This is a genomic window from Kitasatospora sp. Root107 (assembly GCF_001424875.1).
In the GTDB taxonomy this organism is placed as follows: Bacteria; Actinomycetota; Actinomycetes; order Streptomycetales; family Streptomycetaceae; genus Kitasatospora.
The window spans coordinates 184,969-200,789 of the sequence record NZ_LMCT01000073.1; the positions used below are offsets into that span (position 1 = coordinate 184,969).

At 70.6% G+C, this 15,821-nt stretch carries 14 protein-coding genes; 4 read left to right on the forward strand and 10 right to left on the reverse strand.

The genetic code is table 11. From position 1 onward, the window contains the following. Positions 1-63 precede the first annotated feature (63 nt). The 4 genes from tal (at position 64) to pgl (ending at position 4,638) form a co-directional block, all read left to right on the forward strand. Complete coding sequence (gene tal, locus ASC99_RS36460) at positions 64-1,179, forward strand: transaldolase (RefSeq protein WP_057240343.1); 1,116 nt, start codon at positions 64-66, stop codon at positions 1,177-1,179. Positions 1,180-1,265: 86 nt separating this feature from the next. Continuing rightward, positions 1,266-2,786 (forward strand): glucose-6-phosphate dehydrogenase, encoded by a 1,521-nt coding sequence (zwf, locus tag ASC99_RS36465; protein WP_057240428.1) that lies wholly within the window; start codon positions 1,266-1,268, stop codon positions 2,784-2,786. Beyond that, positions 2,783-3,868 carry a glucose-6-phosphate dehydrogenase assembly protein OpcA gene (gene opcA / locus ASC99_RS36470; protein WP_057240345.1) on the forward strand — a complete coding sequence of 362 codons (1,086 nt, stop codon included), beginning with the start codon at positions 2,783-2,785 and terminating at the stop codon, positions 3,866-3,868. Before zwf ends, opcA begins: the two co-directional genes overlap by 4 nt. Further along, entirely contained in the window at positions 3,865-4,638 is a 774-nt protein-coding gene (gene pgl / locus ASC99_RS36475) for a 6-phosphogluconolactonase (protein WP_082598925.1), read from the forward strand. The genes opcA and pgl overlap by 4 nt, the downstream gene beginning before the upstream one ends. Positions 4,639-4,695: 57 nt before the next feature. Here the strand turns inward: pgl and ASC99_RS36480 are convergent, their stop codons facing one another. The 10 genes from ASC99_RS36480 to ASC99_RS36525 all read right to left on the reverse strand — a co-directional run bounded on the left by ASC99_RS36480 (position 4,696) and on the right by ASC99_RS36525 (position 15,817). Then, positions 4,696-5,031: an RNA polymerase-binding protein RbpA gene (locus tag ASC99_RS36480; protein ID WP_082598926.1), complete on the reverse strand. Its 336-nt coding sequence runs from the start codon at positions 5,029-5,031 to the stop codon at positions 4,696-4,698. Positions 5,032-5,296: 265 nt separating this feature from the next. Further along, positions 5,297-5,533, reverse strand: a complete 237-nt coding sequence (gene secG, locus ASC99_RS36485) for a preprotein translocase subunit SecG (RefSeq protein ID WP_057240349.1) — start codon at positions 5,531-5,533, stop codon at positions 5,297-5,299. Between the two features lie 86 nt (positions 5,534-5,619). Further along, complete coding sequence (gene tpiA / locus ASC99_RS41625; RefSeq protein WP_057240351.1) at positions 5,620-6,405, reverse strand: triose-phosphate isomerase; 786 nt, start codon at positions 6,403-6,405, stop codon at positions 5,620-5,622. A gap of 6 nt (positions 6,406-6,411) precedes the next feature. Continuing rightward, positions 6,412-7,617, reverse strand: coding sequence for a phosphoglycerate kinase (gene pgk / locus ASC99_RS41630; protein ID WP_057240353.1), 1,206 nt, complete (start codon positions 7,615-7,617; stop codon positions 6,412-6,414). A gap of 138 nt (positions 7,618-7,755) precedes the next feature. Continuing rightward, positions 7,756-8,760 carry a type I glyceraldehyde-3-phosphate dehydrogenase gene (gene gap, locus ASC99_RS36500; RefSeq protein ID WP_057240355.1) on the reverse strand — a complete coding sequence of 335 codons (1,005 nt, stop codon included), beginning with the start codon at positions 8,758-8,760 and terminating at the stop codon, positions 7,756-7,758. Positions 8,761-9,047: 287 nt separating this feature from the next. After that, positions 9,048-10,028, reverse strand: a complete 981-nt coding sequence (gene whiA, locus ASC99_RS36505) for a DNA-binding protein WhiA (protein WP_057240357.1) — start codon at positions 10,026-10,028, stop codon at positions 9,048-9,050. After that, on the reverse strand, positions 10,019-11,089 hold the full coding sequence (gene yvcK, locus ASC99_RS36510; protein WP_082598927.1) for a uridine diphosphate-N-acetylglucosamine-binding protein YvcK: 1,071 nt from the start codon (positions 11,087-11,089) through the stop codon (positions 10,019-10,021). The genes whiA and yvcK overlap by 10 nt, the downstream gene beginning before the upstream one ends. Positions 11,090-11,188: 99 nt before the next feature. Then, positions 11,189-12,073, reverse strand: coding sequence for an RNase adapter RapZ (rapZ, locus tag ASC99_RS36515; RefSeq protein ID WP_057240359.1), 885 nt, complete (start codon positions 12,071-12,073; stop codon positions 11,189-11,191). 55 nt (positions 12,074-12,128) lie between these two features. After that, positions 12,129-14,105: an excinuclease ABC subunit UvrC gene (uvrC, locus tag ASC99_RS36520; RefSeq protein WP_057240360.1), complete on the reverse strand. Its 1,977-nt coding sequence runs from the start codon at positions 14,103-14,105 to the stop codon at positions 12,129-12,131. Positions 14,106-14,152: 47 nt separating this feature from the next. Further along, a complete protein-coding gene (locus tag ASC99_RS36525; protein WP_057240362.1) occupies positions 14,153-15,817 on the reverse strand; it encodes an NAD(P)/FAD-dependent oxidoreductase in 1,665 nt (554 codons plus the stop codon). Positions 15,818-15,821 lie beyond the last annotated feature (4 nt).

Consider the following 15,821-nt stretch of genomic DNA (forward strand, 5'->3'; position numbering starts at 1 on the left):
GTCGGGTGCCTTCGGGCGCCCGGCCCCGTCTGACTGTCCAACAGAACAAGAGGAAGTAGCACCATGACTGACGCACTGAAGCGCCTCAGCGACGAGGGCGTGGCGATCTGGCTGGACGACCTGAGCCGTGACCGGCTGAACTCCGGAAACCTGGCTGAGCTGGTGCAGAGCAAGCACGTGGTCGGTGTCACCACCAACCCGACCATCTTCCAGAAGGCGATCGGCGGCGGCAGCGCCGCGTACGACGTCCAGCTGCGCGACCTGGCGGTCCGCAAGGTCACCACCGACGAGGCGATCCGCATGATCACCACCTCGGACGTGCGGGACGCGGCCGACGTGCTGCGCCCGGTCTACGACGCCAGCAACGGCCGCGACGGCCGGGTCTCGATCGAGGTCGACCCCCGCCTGGCGCACCAGACCCCGGCGACCATCGCCGAGGCCAAGCAGCTGTGGTGGCTGGTGGACCGCCCGAACGTGCTGATCAAGATCCCCGCCACCAAGGCCGGCCTCCCCGCCATCGCCGAGGTGCTCGGCAAGGGGATCAGCGTCAACGTCACGCTGATCTTCTCGCTGGAGCGCTACCGCGCGGTGATGGACGCCTACCTGACGGGTCTCGAGACCGCCAAGGCGGCCGGCCTGGACCTGTCGCAGATCGAGTCGGTCGCCTCGTTCTTCGTGTCCCGGGTGGACACCGAGATCGACAAGCGCCTGGACAAGATCGGCGGCGAGGCGAAGAACCTTCGCTCCAAGGCCGCGCTGGCCAACGCCCGGCTCGCGTACCAGGCGTACGAGGAGGTCTTCTCGAGCGACCGCTGGTCGGTGCTGGAGGCCGCCGGTGCCAAGCCGCAGCGTCCGCTCTGGGCCTCCACCGGTGTCAAGGACCCGAACCTCCCGGACACCCTGTACGTCACCGAGCTGGTCGCCCCCGGCACCGTGAACACCATGCCCGAGGGCACCCTGGACGCCACCGGCGACCACGGCGTGATCACCGGCGACACCATCACCCCCAACTACGCCGACGCCAAGGCCGTGATGGACGCCATCGCCGCCGCGGGCGTGGACTACGACGACGTGGTCCAGGTCCTGGAGGACGAGGGCGTGGAGAAGTTCGAGCAGTCCTGGATCGAGCTGCTCGACACCGTCACCGCCTCGCTGGCCTCCTTCGCCGACGAGAACTGACACCTGCTCACAAGCACGTTCACGGAAGCGGAGCCCCAACAGTGAGCAACGAATACCCGGAGGTCGAGCAGGGCGATCCCCCGCTCGTGCCCTCCAATCCGCTACGTGACCCCGCAGACCGACGGCTCCCGCGCATCGCGGGGCCGTCGGGCCTGGTCATCTTCGGGGTCACCGGCGACCTGTCCCGCAAGAAGCTGATGCCCGCCATCTACGACCTGGCGAACCGGGGCCTGTTGCCGCCGGGCTTCTCGCTGGTCGGCTTCGCCCGCCGCGAGTGGGAGGACGAGGACTTCGCCAAGGAGGTCCACGACGCGGTCAAGCAGCACGCCAGGACCCCCTTCCGCGAGGAGGTCTGGCAGCAGCTGGCCAAGGGCATGCGGTTCGTCCAGGGCACCTTCGACGACGACGACGCCTTCGACACCCTGCGCAAGACCATCGAGGAGCTGGACCAGGCCCAGGGGACGGGCGGCAACTTCGCCTTCTACCTCTCGGTGCCGCCGAAGTTCTTCCCGAACGTCGTGCAGCAGCTCAAGAAGCACGGGCTGGCCGACCCGCCGCAGGGCTCCTGGCGGCGCGCGGTGATCGAGAAGCCGTTCGGTCACAACCTGGAGAGCGCCCAGGAGTTGAACCGGATCGTGCACGAGGTCTTCCCCCGTGACGAGGTCTTCCGGATCGACCACTACCTCGGCAAGGAGACCGTCCAGAACATCCTGGCGCTCCGCTTCGCCAACACCATGTTCGAGCCGATCTGGAACCGGTCGTACGTCGACCACGTGCAGATCACCATGGCCGAGGACATCGGGATCGGCGGCCGGGCCGGGTACTACGACGGCATCGGCTCCGCCCGCGACGTGATCCAGAACCACCTGCTCCAGCTGATGGCACTGACCGCCATCGAGGAGCCCGCGTCGTTCCACCCCAAGGCGCTGGTGGCCGAGAAGCTCAAGGTGCTCAGCGCCGTCCAGCTCCCCGAGGACCTGGGCAAGCACACCGTGCGCGGCCAGTACGCGGCCGGCTGGCAGGGCGGCGAGGAGGTGGTCGGCTACCTGGACGAGGACGGCATCGACCCCAACTCCAAGACCGACACCTACGCGGCCATCAAGCTGGAGATCAACAACCGCCGCTGGGCGGGCGTGCCGTTCTACCTGCGCACCGGCAAGCGGCTCGGCCGCCGGGTCACCGAGATCGCGGTGGTCTTCCAGCGCGCCCCGTACCTGCCGTTCGACTCCTACGCCACCGAGGAGCTGGGGCAGAACGCCCTGGTGATCCGGGTGCAGCCGGACGAGGGCGTCACGGTGCGGTTCGGCTCCAAGGTGCCCGGCACCTCCTTCGAGGTCCGGGACGTCACGATGGACTTCGCCTACGGCGAGTCCTTCACCGAGTCCAGCCCCGAGGCGTACGAGCGGCTCATCCTCGATGTGCTGCTCGGCGACGCCAACCTGTTCCCCCGTCACCAGGAGGTCGAGTTGTCCTGGGACATCCTCGACCCCATCGAGCAGTACTGGGACACCCACGGCAAGCCCGCCCAGTACTCCTCCGGCACCTGGGGACCGACCGAGGCGGACGAGATGCTGGCACGAGACGGCAGGAGCTGGCGGCGCCCATGAAGATCGACCTGACCGACACCACGTCCAGCAAGATCAACGCAGCGTTGATGGACGCCCGCCGGGCCGGCGGCTCGACCGCGGCCGGCATGGTGCTCACCCTGGTGATCGTGACCGACGAGGGCAGCGCGTACGACGCCCTCAAGGCCGCCAACGACGCCTCCCGCGAGCACCCCTCGCGCACCCTGGCGGTCATCAAGCGGGCCGGGCGCTCACCCCGGGCCCGGGCCGAGACCAAGCTCGACGCCGAGATCCTGGCCGGCACCGACGCGGGCTCGGGCGAGACCGTCATCCTCCGGATGCACGGTGAACTCGTCGCCCACGCCCAGTCGGTGGTGCTGCCGCTGCTGCTGCCCGACGCCCCCGTGGTGGTCTGGTGGCCGGAGAACGCCCCGCAGCACCCGGCCCAGGACCCGCTCGGTGCGATCGCCCAGCGCCGGATCACCGACGCGGTCACCGCCGAGTCCCCGGTCGGCCAGCTCGCCCAGCGGGCGGCCAGCTACACCCCCGGCGACACCGACCTCGCCTGGACCAGGATCACCGGCTGGCGCTCGATGCTGGCCGCCGCCCTGGACCAGCGCCCGGTCGAGATCACCTCGGCCGTGGTCGAGGGCGAGTCGTACAACCCGAGCGTCGAGCTGCTCGGCCTCTGGCTGACGACCCGTCTGCACATCCCGGTCGAACGGGTCGTCACCGGCGGCCCCGGCATCACCTCGGTCACCCTGCGGACCAAGGGCGGCGACATCGTCCTGGACCGTCCGGACGGGCTGATGGGCACGCTGTCGATGCCCGGTGCGCCGGACCGTCAGGTCGCGCTCAAGCGGCGGGAGACCTCGGAGCTGATCGCCGAGGAGCTGCGCCGGCTCGACCCGGACGACATCTACGCGGCCGCGGTCCGGACTCCGGTGGAGCGGCTCAGGGAGCCGGCCGCCGAGACCGCTTCGCACGCCCCGGTGATCGAGGCGGCCGTGGCCGCACCGGCCCGGGTCACCGCCAAGGTGTCCGCCAAGGCTCCGGACCCGGCCAAGAAGGCGGTGGCGAAGAAGGCTCCGGCCAAGCGCGCCACCAAGAAGGCGGGCTCGTGACGACCGTCCCGCAGCTCGTCGTCCACCGGGACAAGGAGCTGATGGCGCAGGCCGCCGCCGCCCGGCTGATCACCCGGATCGTGGACGCCCAGGCCGCGCGCGGCACCGCCTCGGTGGTGCTGACGGGCGGTCGGAACGGCAACGCCCTGCTCGGCGCGATCGGCGCCTCCCCGGCGCGCGACGCGGTGGACTGGGCCCGGCTCGACCTCTGGTGGGGCGACGAGCGGTTCGTCGCCGCCGCCGACCCGGATCGCAACGCCGTCCAGGCCAGGGCCGAGCTGCTCGACGCCGTCCCGCTCGACCCGGCCCGGGTGCACGAGATGCCGGCCTCGGACGGCGTCGACGGCTCCGACGTGGAGGCCGCCGCGGCCCGCTACGCCGAGGAGCTGACCAAGGCCGGCCGCGGCCGGGTGCCCGCCTTCGACGTGCTGCTGCTCGGCGTCGGCCCGGACACCCACGTCGCCTCGCTCTTCCCCGGCCACCCCGGCGTACGGGAGACCGAGTTGAGCGTGGTCGGCGTCCGGGGCGCTCCCAAGCCCCCGCCCACCCGGATCTCGCTCACCCTCCCGGCCATCCGGGCGGCCCGCGAGGTCTGGCTGCTGGCGGCCGGTGAGGACAAGGCCGACGCCGTCGCACTGGCCCTCACCGGCCCCGGCGAGATCCAGGCCCCGGCCTCCGGCGCGTACGGCACCGCCCGCACGCTCTGGCTGCTCGACCGCACGGCGGCCGCGAAGATCCCGCCGCAGCTCTACCCGCCCGCCTCCGCCTGAGGCAGCGTCAGAAAGGGCCCGGCTCCGCAGTGCGGAGCCGGGCCCTTTCGGTACTGCTCAGATCTCGCCGCGGAGCTTGGCGAGCGCCTCGGCGAGGATCGCCTCGCCGTCGGCGTCGGTGCGCCGCTCGCGGACGTACGCGAGGTGGGTCTTGTAGGGCTCGTTGCGAGACGGGGCGGGCGGGTTGTGCTCGTCCTGTCCGGCCGGAAAACCGCAGCGGGGGCAGTCCCAGGTGTCCGGGATGACCGCCTCGGCGGCGAAACTCGGCTTGGTCTCGTGCTTGTTGGCACACCAGAAGGAGATCCGGTTTCGGGGGGCGGACTCGCCGCGCTCCGCCTCACCCATCGGCCCGGCGCCGACTCTGCTGCCACGGATGGCGTTGCCACTTGCCACGGTCTGACTCCCTGCGTGCTGGTGCGATGCGATCTCGGCCGCTGCCCGGAGAGGGCCGTTCACCCGTGCCCGGTGTCTGACGGCAGGACGGCAGCCGATATCCACTGCCGCCCGGCCGAGGCCGGCGAACGGTGGCGAAGTCGTCCTAGTGTAAGCAGCGGTTAAGGATCTGTCCGCACCACCTCCGGCACTTCACCGTACCGAGCATAAGCGGCGAACCGACAGAGCGTCAGATGTGTGCGAAAGCTTGGCCCTTGGGCTTGGCTCAGCTCTTGTACTTGAGCACCAGACCGAGCACCACAATGCACACGAACCAGCCGAGCGCGACGATGATCGTGATGCGGTCGAGGTTGCGCTCGGCCACGGCCGAACCGCCGCCGGTGGACATCGCGCCGCCACCGAACATGTCGGAGAGACCGCCGCCCTTCCCCTTGTGCAGCAGCACCAGGAGGATCATCAGCAGGCTGAAGACGATCAGGGCAATCGTGAACCCGAGAACCACAGCGGGACCAATCTCTCGTATCTTCGGCGAAGGGGCCGGGCCGCTCGACGCGGTCCGGCCCCAAAGACTACGTTGCCGGTGCGGCGTTAGCCTACTGCCTGCTCGCGGTAACGCACGATCTTGACGAACTCGTCGGCGTCCAGCGAGGCACCGCCGATCAGTGCACCGTCCACGTCGGGCTTGGCCATCAGGCCGGCCGCGCTCGAGGACTTGACCGAACCGCCGTACAGGACGCGGACCTTGTCGGCCAGCTCGGCCGAGTACAGCTCGCCGAGGCGGACCCGGATCGCGGCGCAGACCTCCTGCGCGTCCTCGGGGGTGGCCACCTCGCCGGTGCCGATCGCCCAGACCGGCTCGTACGCGACCACGATGGTCTCGGCCTGCTCGGCCGAGATCTCGCGGAGCGCGCCGTCGAGCTGGGCCAGGGTGTGCTCGACGTGGGTGCCCGCCTTGCGGATCTCGAGCGGCTCGCCGATGCACAGGATCGGGGTGATCCCGTTCCGGTAGGCGGCCTGCACCTTGGCGTTGACGATGTCCTCGTTCTCGCCGTGGTACTGGCGGCGCTCCGAGTGGCCGATCGCCACGTAGGTGCACTTCAGCTTGGCGAGCATCGGGCCCGAGATCTCACCGGTGTAGGCACCGGAGTCCTGCGCCGAGAGGTCCTGGGCGCCGTACTTGATCTTCAGCTTGTCGCCGTCCACCAGGGTCTGCACGGAGCGCAGGTCGGTGAACGGGACCAGGACGGCGACCTCGACGGCCTCGTAGTCCTTGTCGGCCAGCGCGAAGGCCAGCTTCTGGGTGTGCTGGATGGCCTCGAGGTGGTTGAGGTTCATCTTCCAGTTGCCCGCCATCAGCGGGAGACGGTCAGTCATCTGTGTTCAGCCTTCCAGTGCGGCGAGACCGGGGAGGGTCTTGCCCTCCAGGTACTCGAGGCTCGCGCCACCGCCGGTCGAGATGTGCCCGAACTTCGTCTCGTCGAAGCCCAGGATGCGGACGGCCGCGGCGGAGTCGCCGCCACCGACCACGGTGAACGCGTCGCTCGCCAGCAGCGCCTGCGCGACGGCCTTGGTGCCCTCGGCGAAGGTCGGGTGCTCGAAGACACCGACCGGGCCGTTCCAGAACACGGTCTTCGCGTCGACCAGCTTCGAGGCGAACAGCTCCCGGGTCTTCGGGCCGATGTCCAGGCCCTCCTTGTCCGCGGGGATCTTGTCCGCGTCGACGACCTCGAAGTCCTCGACCGGCTTGTGCGTCTTGGTGTCCGGGAAGCTCGCGGAGATCGCGACGTCCACCGGGATGACGAACTCGACGCCGTTGGCCTTGCCCCGCTCCAGGTACTCCAGGACGACCGGGATCTGGTCCTTCTGCAGCAGCGAGATGCCGACCTCGTGGCCCAGGGCCGCGAGGAAGGTGTACGCCATGCCGCCGCCGATCAGGATGCGGTCGGCCTTGCCCAGCAGGTTGTCGATCACGCCGACCTTGTCGGAGACCTTGGAGCCGCCGAGCACCACCACGTACGGGCGCTCCACCTCCTCGGTCAGGCGCTTGAGCACGCCGACCTCGGTGGCGATCAGGTCGCCGACCGCGTGCGGCAGGCGGGCCGGCAGGTCGAAGACCGAGGCGTGCTTGCGGTGCACCGCACCGAAGCCGTCGCCGACGTAGAGGTCGGCCAGCTCGGCCAGCTGATCGGCGAAGGCGCCGCGCTCGGCGTCGTCCTTGGCGGTCTCGCCGGCGTTGAAGCGCAGGTTCTCCAGCAGCGTGACCTCGCCGTTCGCCAGGGCGGCGACGGTGGCCTTCGCGCTGTCGCCCACGGTGTCGGTCGCGAAGGACACGGACTGGCCGAGGATCTCGCCGAGGCGGACCGCGACGGGGGCGAGCGAGTACTGCGGGTCGGGCTCACCCTTGGGGCGGCCCAGGTGGGAGGCGACGATCACCTTGGCGCCGGCCGCGACCAGCTTGGCGATGGTCGGGGCGACGGCGCGGATCCGGCCGTCGTCGGTGATCCGGCCGTCCGAGAGCGGCACGTTCAGGTCGGCGCGGACGAACACCCGCTGGCCGTTGACCTGGAGGTCTTCGATGGTCTTCACGGTCTTCGAATCTCCTGGGGAGAAAAAGTGGCGGAGGCACTGCGGCGGGCCACCGATGAAGCGAGAGGGAACGCAGAGCGAGGGCCCGAACGGTCTTCGTCCGGGCCCTCCCTCACATCACGTCAGCTTCCGCTGGGTTCAGAGCTGGCCACCGACGAGGGTGGTCAGGTTCACCAGGCGGTTGGAGTAGCCCCACTCGTTGTCGTACCAGCCGAAGATCTTGACCTGGTTGCCCTGAACCATGGTCATCAGCGAGTCGAAGATCGTGGAGAACGGCGAGTTCACGATGTCGGAGGAGACGATCGGGTCCTCGGTGTACTGCAGGATGCCCTTGAGGGAGCCCTCGGACGCCTTCTGGAAGGCGGCGTTGACCTCCTCGACGGTGACCTCGCGCTCGAGGGTGACGACCAGGTCGGTGATCGAACCGGTCGGGACCGGGACGCGCAGCGAGGTGCCGTCCAGCTTGCCCTTGAGCTCAGGCAGGACCAGCGCGGTGGCCTTGGCGGCACCGGTCGAGGTCGGGATGATGTTGATGGACGCGGCGCGCGCACGACGCAGGTCCTTGTGCGGGAAGTCCAGGGTGACCTGGTCGTTGGTGAACGCGTGCACCGTGGTCATCAGGCCCTTGACGATGCCGAAGTTCTCCTGGAGAACCTTGGCCATCGGCGCCACGCAGTTGGTGGTGCAGGAGGCGTTGGAGATGACGGTGTGGTTCGCCGCGTCGTACTTCTCGTCGTTGACGCCCATCACGATGGTGACGTCTTCGTCGGTCGCGGGGGCCGAGATGATGACCTTCTTGGCACCGGCGGTGACGTGCTTCTTCGCAGCGTCGGCCTTGGTGAAGATGCCGGTGGACTCGATCACGATGTCCACGCCCAGCTCGCCCCAGGGCAGGTTGGCCGGGTCGCGCTCGGCGATCACCTTGAACGTGTGGCCGTCGACCGTGATGCTGTCGGCGGTGTGGCTGACCTCGCCCTGGAGGGTGCCCAGGATGGAGTCGTACTTGAGCAGGTGAGCCAGGGTCTTGGTGTCGGTCAGGTCATTGACACCGACGATCTCGATGTCCGCGCCCTGGGACTTGACCGCGCGGAAGAAGTTGCGGCCAATGCGGCCGAATCCGTTGATGCCTACCCGGATCGTCACGAACCGATCTCCTCGTTAGGTGCGCCGGACTGTGCCGACGGGGTGGAAATGGGATGTCCCCGACCACCCATGACCCTACCTCTCCGAAGGCGGCCCGGGCACATCGCCTCACCGGCACCGACCGGGCCTGACGCCTCGAACACCGCAATCGGGGCTTCGGTCCCTGCGCCGCAGGGGAGTTGGCCCTGCGGCCCGAATGGGCTACCGGAGGGTACGCCGCGCAGTTCGAACACGGAACGGCCGGTGCCCGCGATGCGGACACCGGCCGTTCGAAAAGTGAGACAGCGTCAGCTCATCGCCATCTCGTCGGTCAGGTTGGCCTCGGTGCTCGGCAGGCCGAGCTCGGAGGCGCGCTTGTCGGCCATCGCCAGCAGGCGCCTGATCCGGCCGGCCACCGCGTCCTTGGTGAGCGGCGGGTCGGCCAGCGCGCCCAGCTCCTCCAGCGAGGCCTGCTTGTGCTGCATCCGGAGCTGGCCGGCCGCCGCCAGGTGCTCCGGCACCTCCTCGCCGAGGATCTCCAGCGCCCGCTGCACCCGGGCGCCGGCCGCGACCGCCGCGCGGGCCGAGCGGCGCAGGTTCGCGTCGTCGAAGTTGGCCAGCCGGTTGGCGGTGGCCCGCACCTCGCGCCGCATCCGGCGCTCCTCCCAGGCCAGCACCGACTCGTGCGCGCCGAGCCGGGTGAGCAGCGCGCCGATCGCGTCACCGTCCCGGATCACCACCCGGTCCACCCCGCGGACCTCGCGGGCCTTGGCCGGGATGCCCAGCCTGCGGGCCGCGCCGACCAGGGCCAGCGCCGCCTCCGAACCCGGGCAGGTGATCTCCAGGGAGGAGGACCGTCCCGGCTCGGTGAGCGAGCCGTGCGCCAGGAAGGCCCCGCGCCAGGCGGCCTCCGCGTCGCAGGTCGCGCCCGACACCACGGCCGGGGGCAGGCCCCTGATCGGCCGTCCTCGTCCGTCCACCAGCCCGGTCTGCCGGGCCAGCAACTCGCCGTCCTTCACCACCCGCACCACGTACCGGCTGCCGCGTCGCAGCCCGCCGGGGGCCATCACCACCAGATCCGAGGAGTGTCCGAAGATCTCCAGCAGGTCCTTGCGCAGCCGCCTAGCCGCAATGCCGGTGTCCAGCTCCGCCTCGATCACGATCCGGCCGCTCACAATGTGCAGCCCGCCCGCGAATCGGAGGATCGCCGAAACCTCAGCCTTGCGGCAGCAGGCCCGGGTGACGGGGAGCCGGCTGATTTCGTCCTTCACCGCTGCCGTCATCGCCATGGGCCGATCCTTCCATGTGTCCGGAAAATCCGGTCGTACGCAGCCGCCAGAAGCTCCCGGTCGTGTCGCGGCGTACCGTCCGCGGCGGCGACCCGGTCGAGCACCAGAGCGGCACCCATCCGTCCGGCGGCCTTCTCGAGACCGGCCAGGTCCGCCTGACCGAAGGCACCGCCGGTGACGGCGCGCTCGTCCACCAGGATCGCATCCACCGCAAGCTCCGGAGCGTGGTCGGCGATCACCTCCAGGTGGCGCTGCGGGGTGAAGCCCTCGGTCTCGCCCGGCTGCGGGGCCAGGTTGAGGGTGAGCAGGCGGCGGGCCCGGGTCTGCACCAGGGCGTCCGCCAGCTCGGGGACCAGCAGGTGCGGCAGCACGCTGGTGAACCAGGAGCCGGGGCCGAGCACCACCCAGTCCGCCTCCAGCACGGCCGCCACCGCCTCCGGGACGGCCGGCGGCTGCTCCGGCAGCAGCCGGATGGACTGCACCGTGCCGGGGGTGACGGCCACGTTGGCCTGACCCCGTACGGAGCTCAACTCACCCGGCAGCAGCGGGTCGTGGCCCCGGACCACGGCCTCGATGTCCAGCGGGACGGCCGACATCGGCAGCACCCGGCCGTGCACGTTGAGCAGCCGGCCGACCCAGTTGAGCGCCTCCACCGGGTCGCCGAGCTTCTCCCAGAGCGCCACGATCAGCAGGTTGCCGACCGCGTGGCCGCCGAGCTCACCGTCGCCGGTGAAGCGCAGCTGGAGCACCTCGGACCAGGTCCGGCCCCAGTCGTCGTCCCCGCACAGCGCGGCCAGCGCCTTGCGCAGGTCACCGGGTGGCAGGACGCCCAGCTCGCTGCGGAGCCGGCCGCTGGAGCCGCCGTCGTCGGCGACGGTCACCACGGCGGTCAGCTCGGTGGTCAGCCGGCGCAGCGCGGAGAGCGAGGCGGACAGGCCCTGGCCGCCGCCGAGCGCGGCCACACTGATGGGCTTGGGCCGCGGCGCGCCTCTGGTCCGGCCGCCGGCGTGCTGGGCCCGGTCTGCGGTCTTGTGCTGCCGCGTCAGCGAGTATCCCGACACACCGACCCCACGTTCTGCTCGTCGGCGCCGCCCTGGTGCGGCGGCGCCCCTTGTCTCTGTAAGAGCGGCCGCCGGAGCTCCGCCGTCACTCCCCCCGGGTCACTCCCTGCCCATGTCGCGGTGGACCAGCACCGTCTCGACGCCGTCCGCGATCAGACGCTTCGTCAGCCGCTCCGACATCGCTACGCTGCGGTGCTTCCCACCGGTGCAGCCTACGGCAAGTGTCATGTACCGCTTGCCCTCCCTGCGGTAACCCTCCGTGATGATCCTGAGCAGCTCGGTGTAGCCGTCCAGGAACTCGTTCGCACCCGGCTGCTGGAAGACGTAACCCGCCACGTCGGGGTCGGTTCCGGTGCGGGCGCGCAGCTCGGGGACCCAGTGCGGGTTCGGCAGGAAGCGGCAGTCCACCACCAGGTCGGCGTCGACCGGCAGGCCGTACTTGAAGCCGAAGGACATCACGGTGGCGCGCAGCTCGGGCTCGTCGTTGTCGGCGAACGCGGCGTCCAGCTTGGCCCGGAGCTGATGCACGTTCAGATCGGAGGTGTCGATCACCAGGTCGGCCTCGCCGCGCAGCTCGCGGAGCAGGTCGCGCTCGCGCTCGATGCCGTCCACGATCCGGTCGGCGGCCTGCAGCGGGTGCGGGCGGCGGACCGACTCGAAGCGGCGCACCAGGGCGTCGTCCGAGGACTCCAGGAAGACCACCCGGAGCCGGACGCCGCGCTTCGCCAGCTCCTCCAGCGAGGTCAGCAGGTCGTCGAAGAACTTCCGGCCGCGGACGTCGACCACCACGCCGATCCGCGGCACCGCGCCCTGCGAGCGGGCGCCGAGGTCGACCATGGTCGGGATCAGGGCGGGCGGCAGGTTGTCCACCACGAACCAGCCCAGGTCCTCCAGGCACTTGGCCGCGGTGCTGCGGCCGGCTCCGGACATACCGGAGATGATCACCAGCTCCGGTGCGCTCTCTCCCACATCGGCCACTGTCACGTCTGATCCCCGTTCTCGCTGATTCTGCCGGAGCGCGGACGGGCGGCGTCGACCGTCACTTCGTCTCCTCCTCGGTACTGTCCTCAATGATCTCGCCAGTGGCGGTGTTCACGGCGGGAGCGACCGGTGTACGGGCAGCCAACGCCGCGACAACAGTCTCCGCCGTGCGCAGGCCGATCCCCGGCACCTCGCAGATCTCCGCCACCGTGGCCGCCCGCAGCTTCTTCAGCGAACCGAAGTGCTTGAGCAACGCCTGGCGGCGAGTCTCTCCGAGGCCGGGGACCGAGTCCAGCTCCCCCGCCGTGAGCCGTTTGGCGCGCTTGGTCCGCTGGTACGTGATGGCGAACCGGTGCGCCTCGTCGCGGACCCGCTGGAGCAGGTAGAGGCCCTCGCTGGAGCGCGGCAGCACCACCGGGTCGCTCGCGCCGGGCAGCCAGACCTCCTCAAGTCGCTTGGCCAGCCCGCAGAGTGCGACGTCGTCGATGCCGAGCTCGTCCAGCGCGCGGCGGGCGGCGGCGACCTGCGGCTGACCGCCGTCGACCACCAGCAGCTGCGGCGGGTAGGCGAACCGCTTCGGGCGGCCATCCTCTTCTCTGGGGCCGTCCTCTTCGGGCACCGCCCACTCGCCGGTCTGCTCGCGCTCCTGGAGGTAGCGGCGGAACCGGCGGGTGATCACCTCGTGCATCGAGCGGACGTCGTCCTGGCCGGCGAAGCTCTTGATCTGGAACCGCCGGTACTCGCTCTTGCGCGCCAGCCCGTCCTCGAACACCACCATCGAGGCGACCACGTCCTCGCCCTGCAGGTGCGAGATGTCGAAGCACTCGATCCGCAGCGGCACCGAGTCCAGCTCCAGCGCGTCGGCGATCTCCTGGAGCGCCCGGCTACGGGTCGTCAGGTCGGAGGCGCGCTTGGTCTTGTGCAGGATCAGCGACTGCTGGGCATTCCGCTGGACCGTGGTCATCAGGTCCTTCTTGTCCCCGCGCTGCGGCACCCGCAGGTCCACCTGGGCGCCGCGCAGCCCGGTCAGCCACTCCTGCACGGGCGCCAGCGGCTCGGGCAGTGCGGGCACCAGCACCTCGCGCGGGACGCTCTCGGTGCCGCCGCCGTACAGCTGCTGGAGCGCGTGCTCGACCAGCCCGGCGGTGTCCACGTCCTCGACCTTGTCGGTGACCCAGCCGCGCTGGCCGCGGACCCGGCCGCCGCGCACGTGGAAGATCTGCACGGCCGCCTCCAACTCGTCCTCGGCGAGGGCGAACAGGTCGGCGTCGGTGCCGTCGCCGAGCACCACCGCGTTCTTCTCCATCGCGCTCCGGAGCGCCCCGAGGTCGTCGCGCAGCCGGGCGGCCTTCTCGTACTCCATCGCGGCGGCGGCGTCCTGCATCTCCTGCTCGATCCTGCGCAGGTGGTTGCCCGTCCGCCCGGCCATGAAGTCGCAGAACTCCTCGGCCAGTTCGACGTGCTCGGCCTGCGAGATCTTGCCGACGCAGGGTGCGGCGCACTTGCCGATGTACCCGAGCAGACAGGGCCGGCCGATCTGCCGGGCCCGCTTGAACACCCCGTTGGAGCACGTCCGGACCGGGAACACCCGGAGCATCAGGTCGACCGTCTCGCGGATCGCCCAGGCGTGGCCGTACGGACCGAAGTAGCGCACGCCCTTCTTGTGCGCGCCGCGCATCACCTGGACCCTGGGGTACTCCTCGTTGAGGGTGACCGCCAGCTCCGGATAGCTCTTGTCGTCCCGGTACTTGACGTTGAAGCGGGGGTCGAACTCCTTGATCCAGGAGTACTCCAGCTGGAGCGCCTCGACCTCGGTGGCCACCACCGTCCACTCCACGGCGGCGGCCGTGGTCACCATGGTCGCGGTGCGCGGGTGCAGGTTGGCCACGTCCTGGAAGTACGAGGACAGCCGGGGCCGCAGGCTCTTGGCCTTCCCCACGTAGATGACCCGCCCGTGCGCGTCGCGGAACCTGTAGACCCCGGGCGAGGTCGGGATGGCCCCGGGTGCGGGCCGGTAGGTGGATGGGTCTGCCATGCCCCTACCGTACCGATCCGCTCTGACACCCGGGGCCGCCGTGTCAGCTATGCCCCGATCGCGGAGAGCACCTCCTGAGCGGCCCGGGCGCCTTCGGTGGCGCCGCCTTCCATGTACCCCTGGAAGTCGTACGAGGTGTGCTCGCCCGCGAAGTGCAGGCGGCCCTGGGCGGTGCCCTCGTAGCCGGCTGCCGTGGTGAGGTAGCCGACCGGCCAGCAGGAGTAGGCGCCGAGGGTGTTCGGGTTGAGGTGCCAGGCGGAGAGGGTGGCCTTGCCGGTCCAGGCGGCCTTGGTGCCGGGCCAGAGGCGGTCGATCTGGGTCAGGTAGGTGGTGGCGAGGTTGCGGGTGTAGCTGTTGGTGGCGTCGGTGAACGGCGCTCCCGGGGCGAGCGACTTGGCGGGGGTGCCGCCGTGGTACTGGATCAGCAGGCCGTTGGAGCCGGGCTGACCCTTGGTCACGTCCCAGGCCTGCTGGAACGGCTGGTCGCTGAAGCACTCGCCGCCGGAGACGCCGGGCCAGGGTCCGGTGCCGGTCCACGGGCGGCTGCTGAACTGCATGTTGAGCTTGGTGCAGTAGCCCATCGTCATGTCGGTGAGCACCTTGCGCATCATCGGGTCCAGCCCTGCCCCGGTCAGGTCCACCCGCTGCTGGAGCACCGGGAGCGGCAGCGCCAGGATGGTGTGGTCGGCGGTGACGGTACGGGTGCCGCCGCCGTTCAGCCGGAAGGTGAGGGTCTGGCTGCCGTCGGCGTTGCGGACCACCGCCACCAGGGTGTGGCCGGCCTGCACGGTGCCGGCCGGGAGCGCGGCCGCGATGGCCCGGGGGACCTGGTCGTTGCCGCCGGTGACGTGGTAGCGCTCGTCGCTGCCGCCCCAGATGTTGAAGTTCCCCGGGTTGGCCTGCCAGGAGAGCATCAGCAGCAGCGCGTACGCGGACTGGGCGGTGGTGTCGGCGCCGTACTCGACCGCGTAGGCGACGTCGAGCAGCGCGCCGAGCCGGCTGGAGGTGCCACCGGGGACCCGGGTGTTGATCCACTCCCGGACCGACATCCGGTCCAGTGTGACGGCGGCCTGGTTGTGGTTGTCCCAGGTCGGCCCCGAGCCGCCGGCCTGGATGTCGTTCTTGATGGTCTGCCAGATCTGCTTGAACTCGGCGTCGGCGGTGGCGCGCGGGTAGTAGCCGCCCTGGAAGTGCAGGGTCTGCTCGCCGTCGGAGAAGTGCCGGATCGAGGTGGTGGAGAGGCCGAAGCGCTGACAGAGCTGGAGCATCGTGTGGTGGCCGGTGTCGATCAACTCGGCGCCGTACTCGGAGACCTGGCCCTGGGCCCAGTCGGCCTTGGAGTACATCCGGCCGCCGACCCGGGCCGGTTCGGCCTCGTAGACGGTGGAGGTGATGCCCTTGTCGGCCAACGTGAGGGCGGCGTTCAGGCCGGAGATCCCGGCGCCGATGATCGCGACCCGGGGCATCGTCCCGGTGAACTTGGTGGTGACGGCGGCCCGCGCCTTGGGGGTGGCGGCGATCCCGGCCAGGCCGACCCCGAGACCGAGGGCGGCGGCGCGGCCGAGCAGGGCGCGACGGGAGGGTCCTTCGGGCTCGGCGCGGGCGGCGTCCCGGAGGCCGACGTACTCGTCGACGGGGAGCCGGAGCCGATCGGCGGTGGCTTGGTCGGCGAAGGCGGAGCGGAGCAGGCGGGCGTACGGGGAGCGGGACATGTGG

Coding starts and splice junctions, on each gene's coding strand:
- tal (WP_057240343.1), top strand. CDS start 64: ATGACTGACGCACTGAAGCGCCTCAGCGACGAGGGCGTGGCGATCTGG.
- opcA (WP_057240345.1), top strand. CDS start 2,783: ATGAAGATCGACCTGACCGACACCACGTCCAGCAAGATCAACGCAGCG.
- tpiA (WP_057240351.1), bottom strand. CDS start 6,405: ATGACTGACCGTCTCCCGCTGATGGCGGGCAACTGGAAGATGAACCTC.
- whiA (WP_057240357.1), bottom strand. CDS start 10,028: ATGGCGATGACGGCAGCGGTGAAGGACGAAATCAGCCGGCTCCCCGTC.
- uvrC (WP_057240360.1), bottom strand. CDS start 14,105: ATGGCAGACCCATCCACCTACCGGCCCGCACCCGGGGCCATCCCGACC.
- ASC99_RS36525 (WP_057240362.1), bottom strand. CDS start 15,817: ATGTCCCGCTCCCCGTACGCCCGCCTGCTCCGCTCCGCCTTCGCCGAC.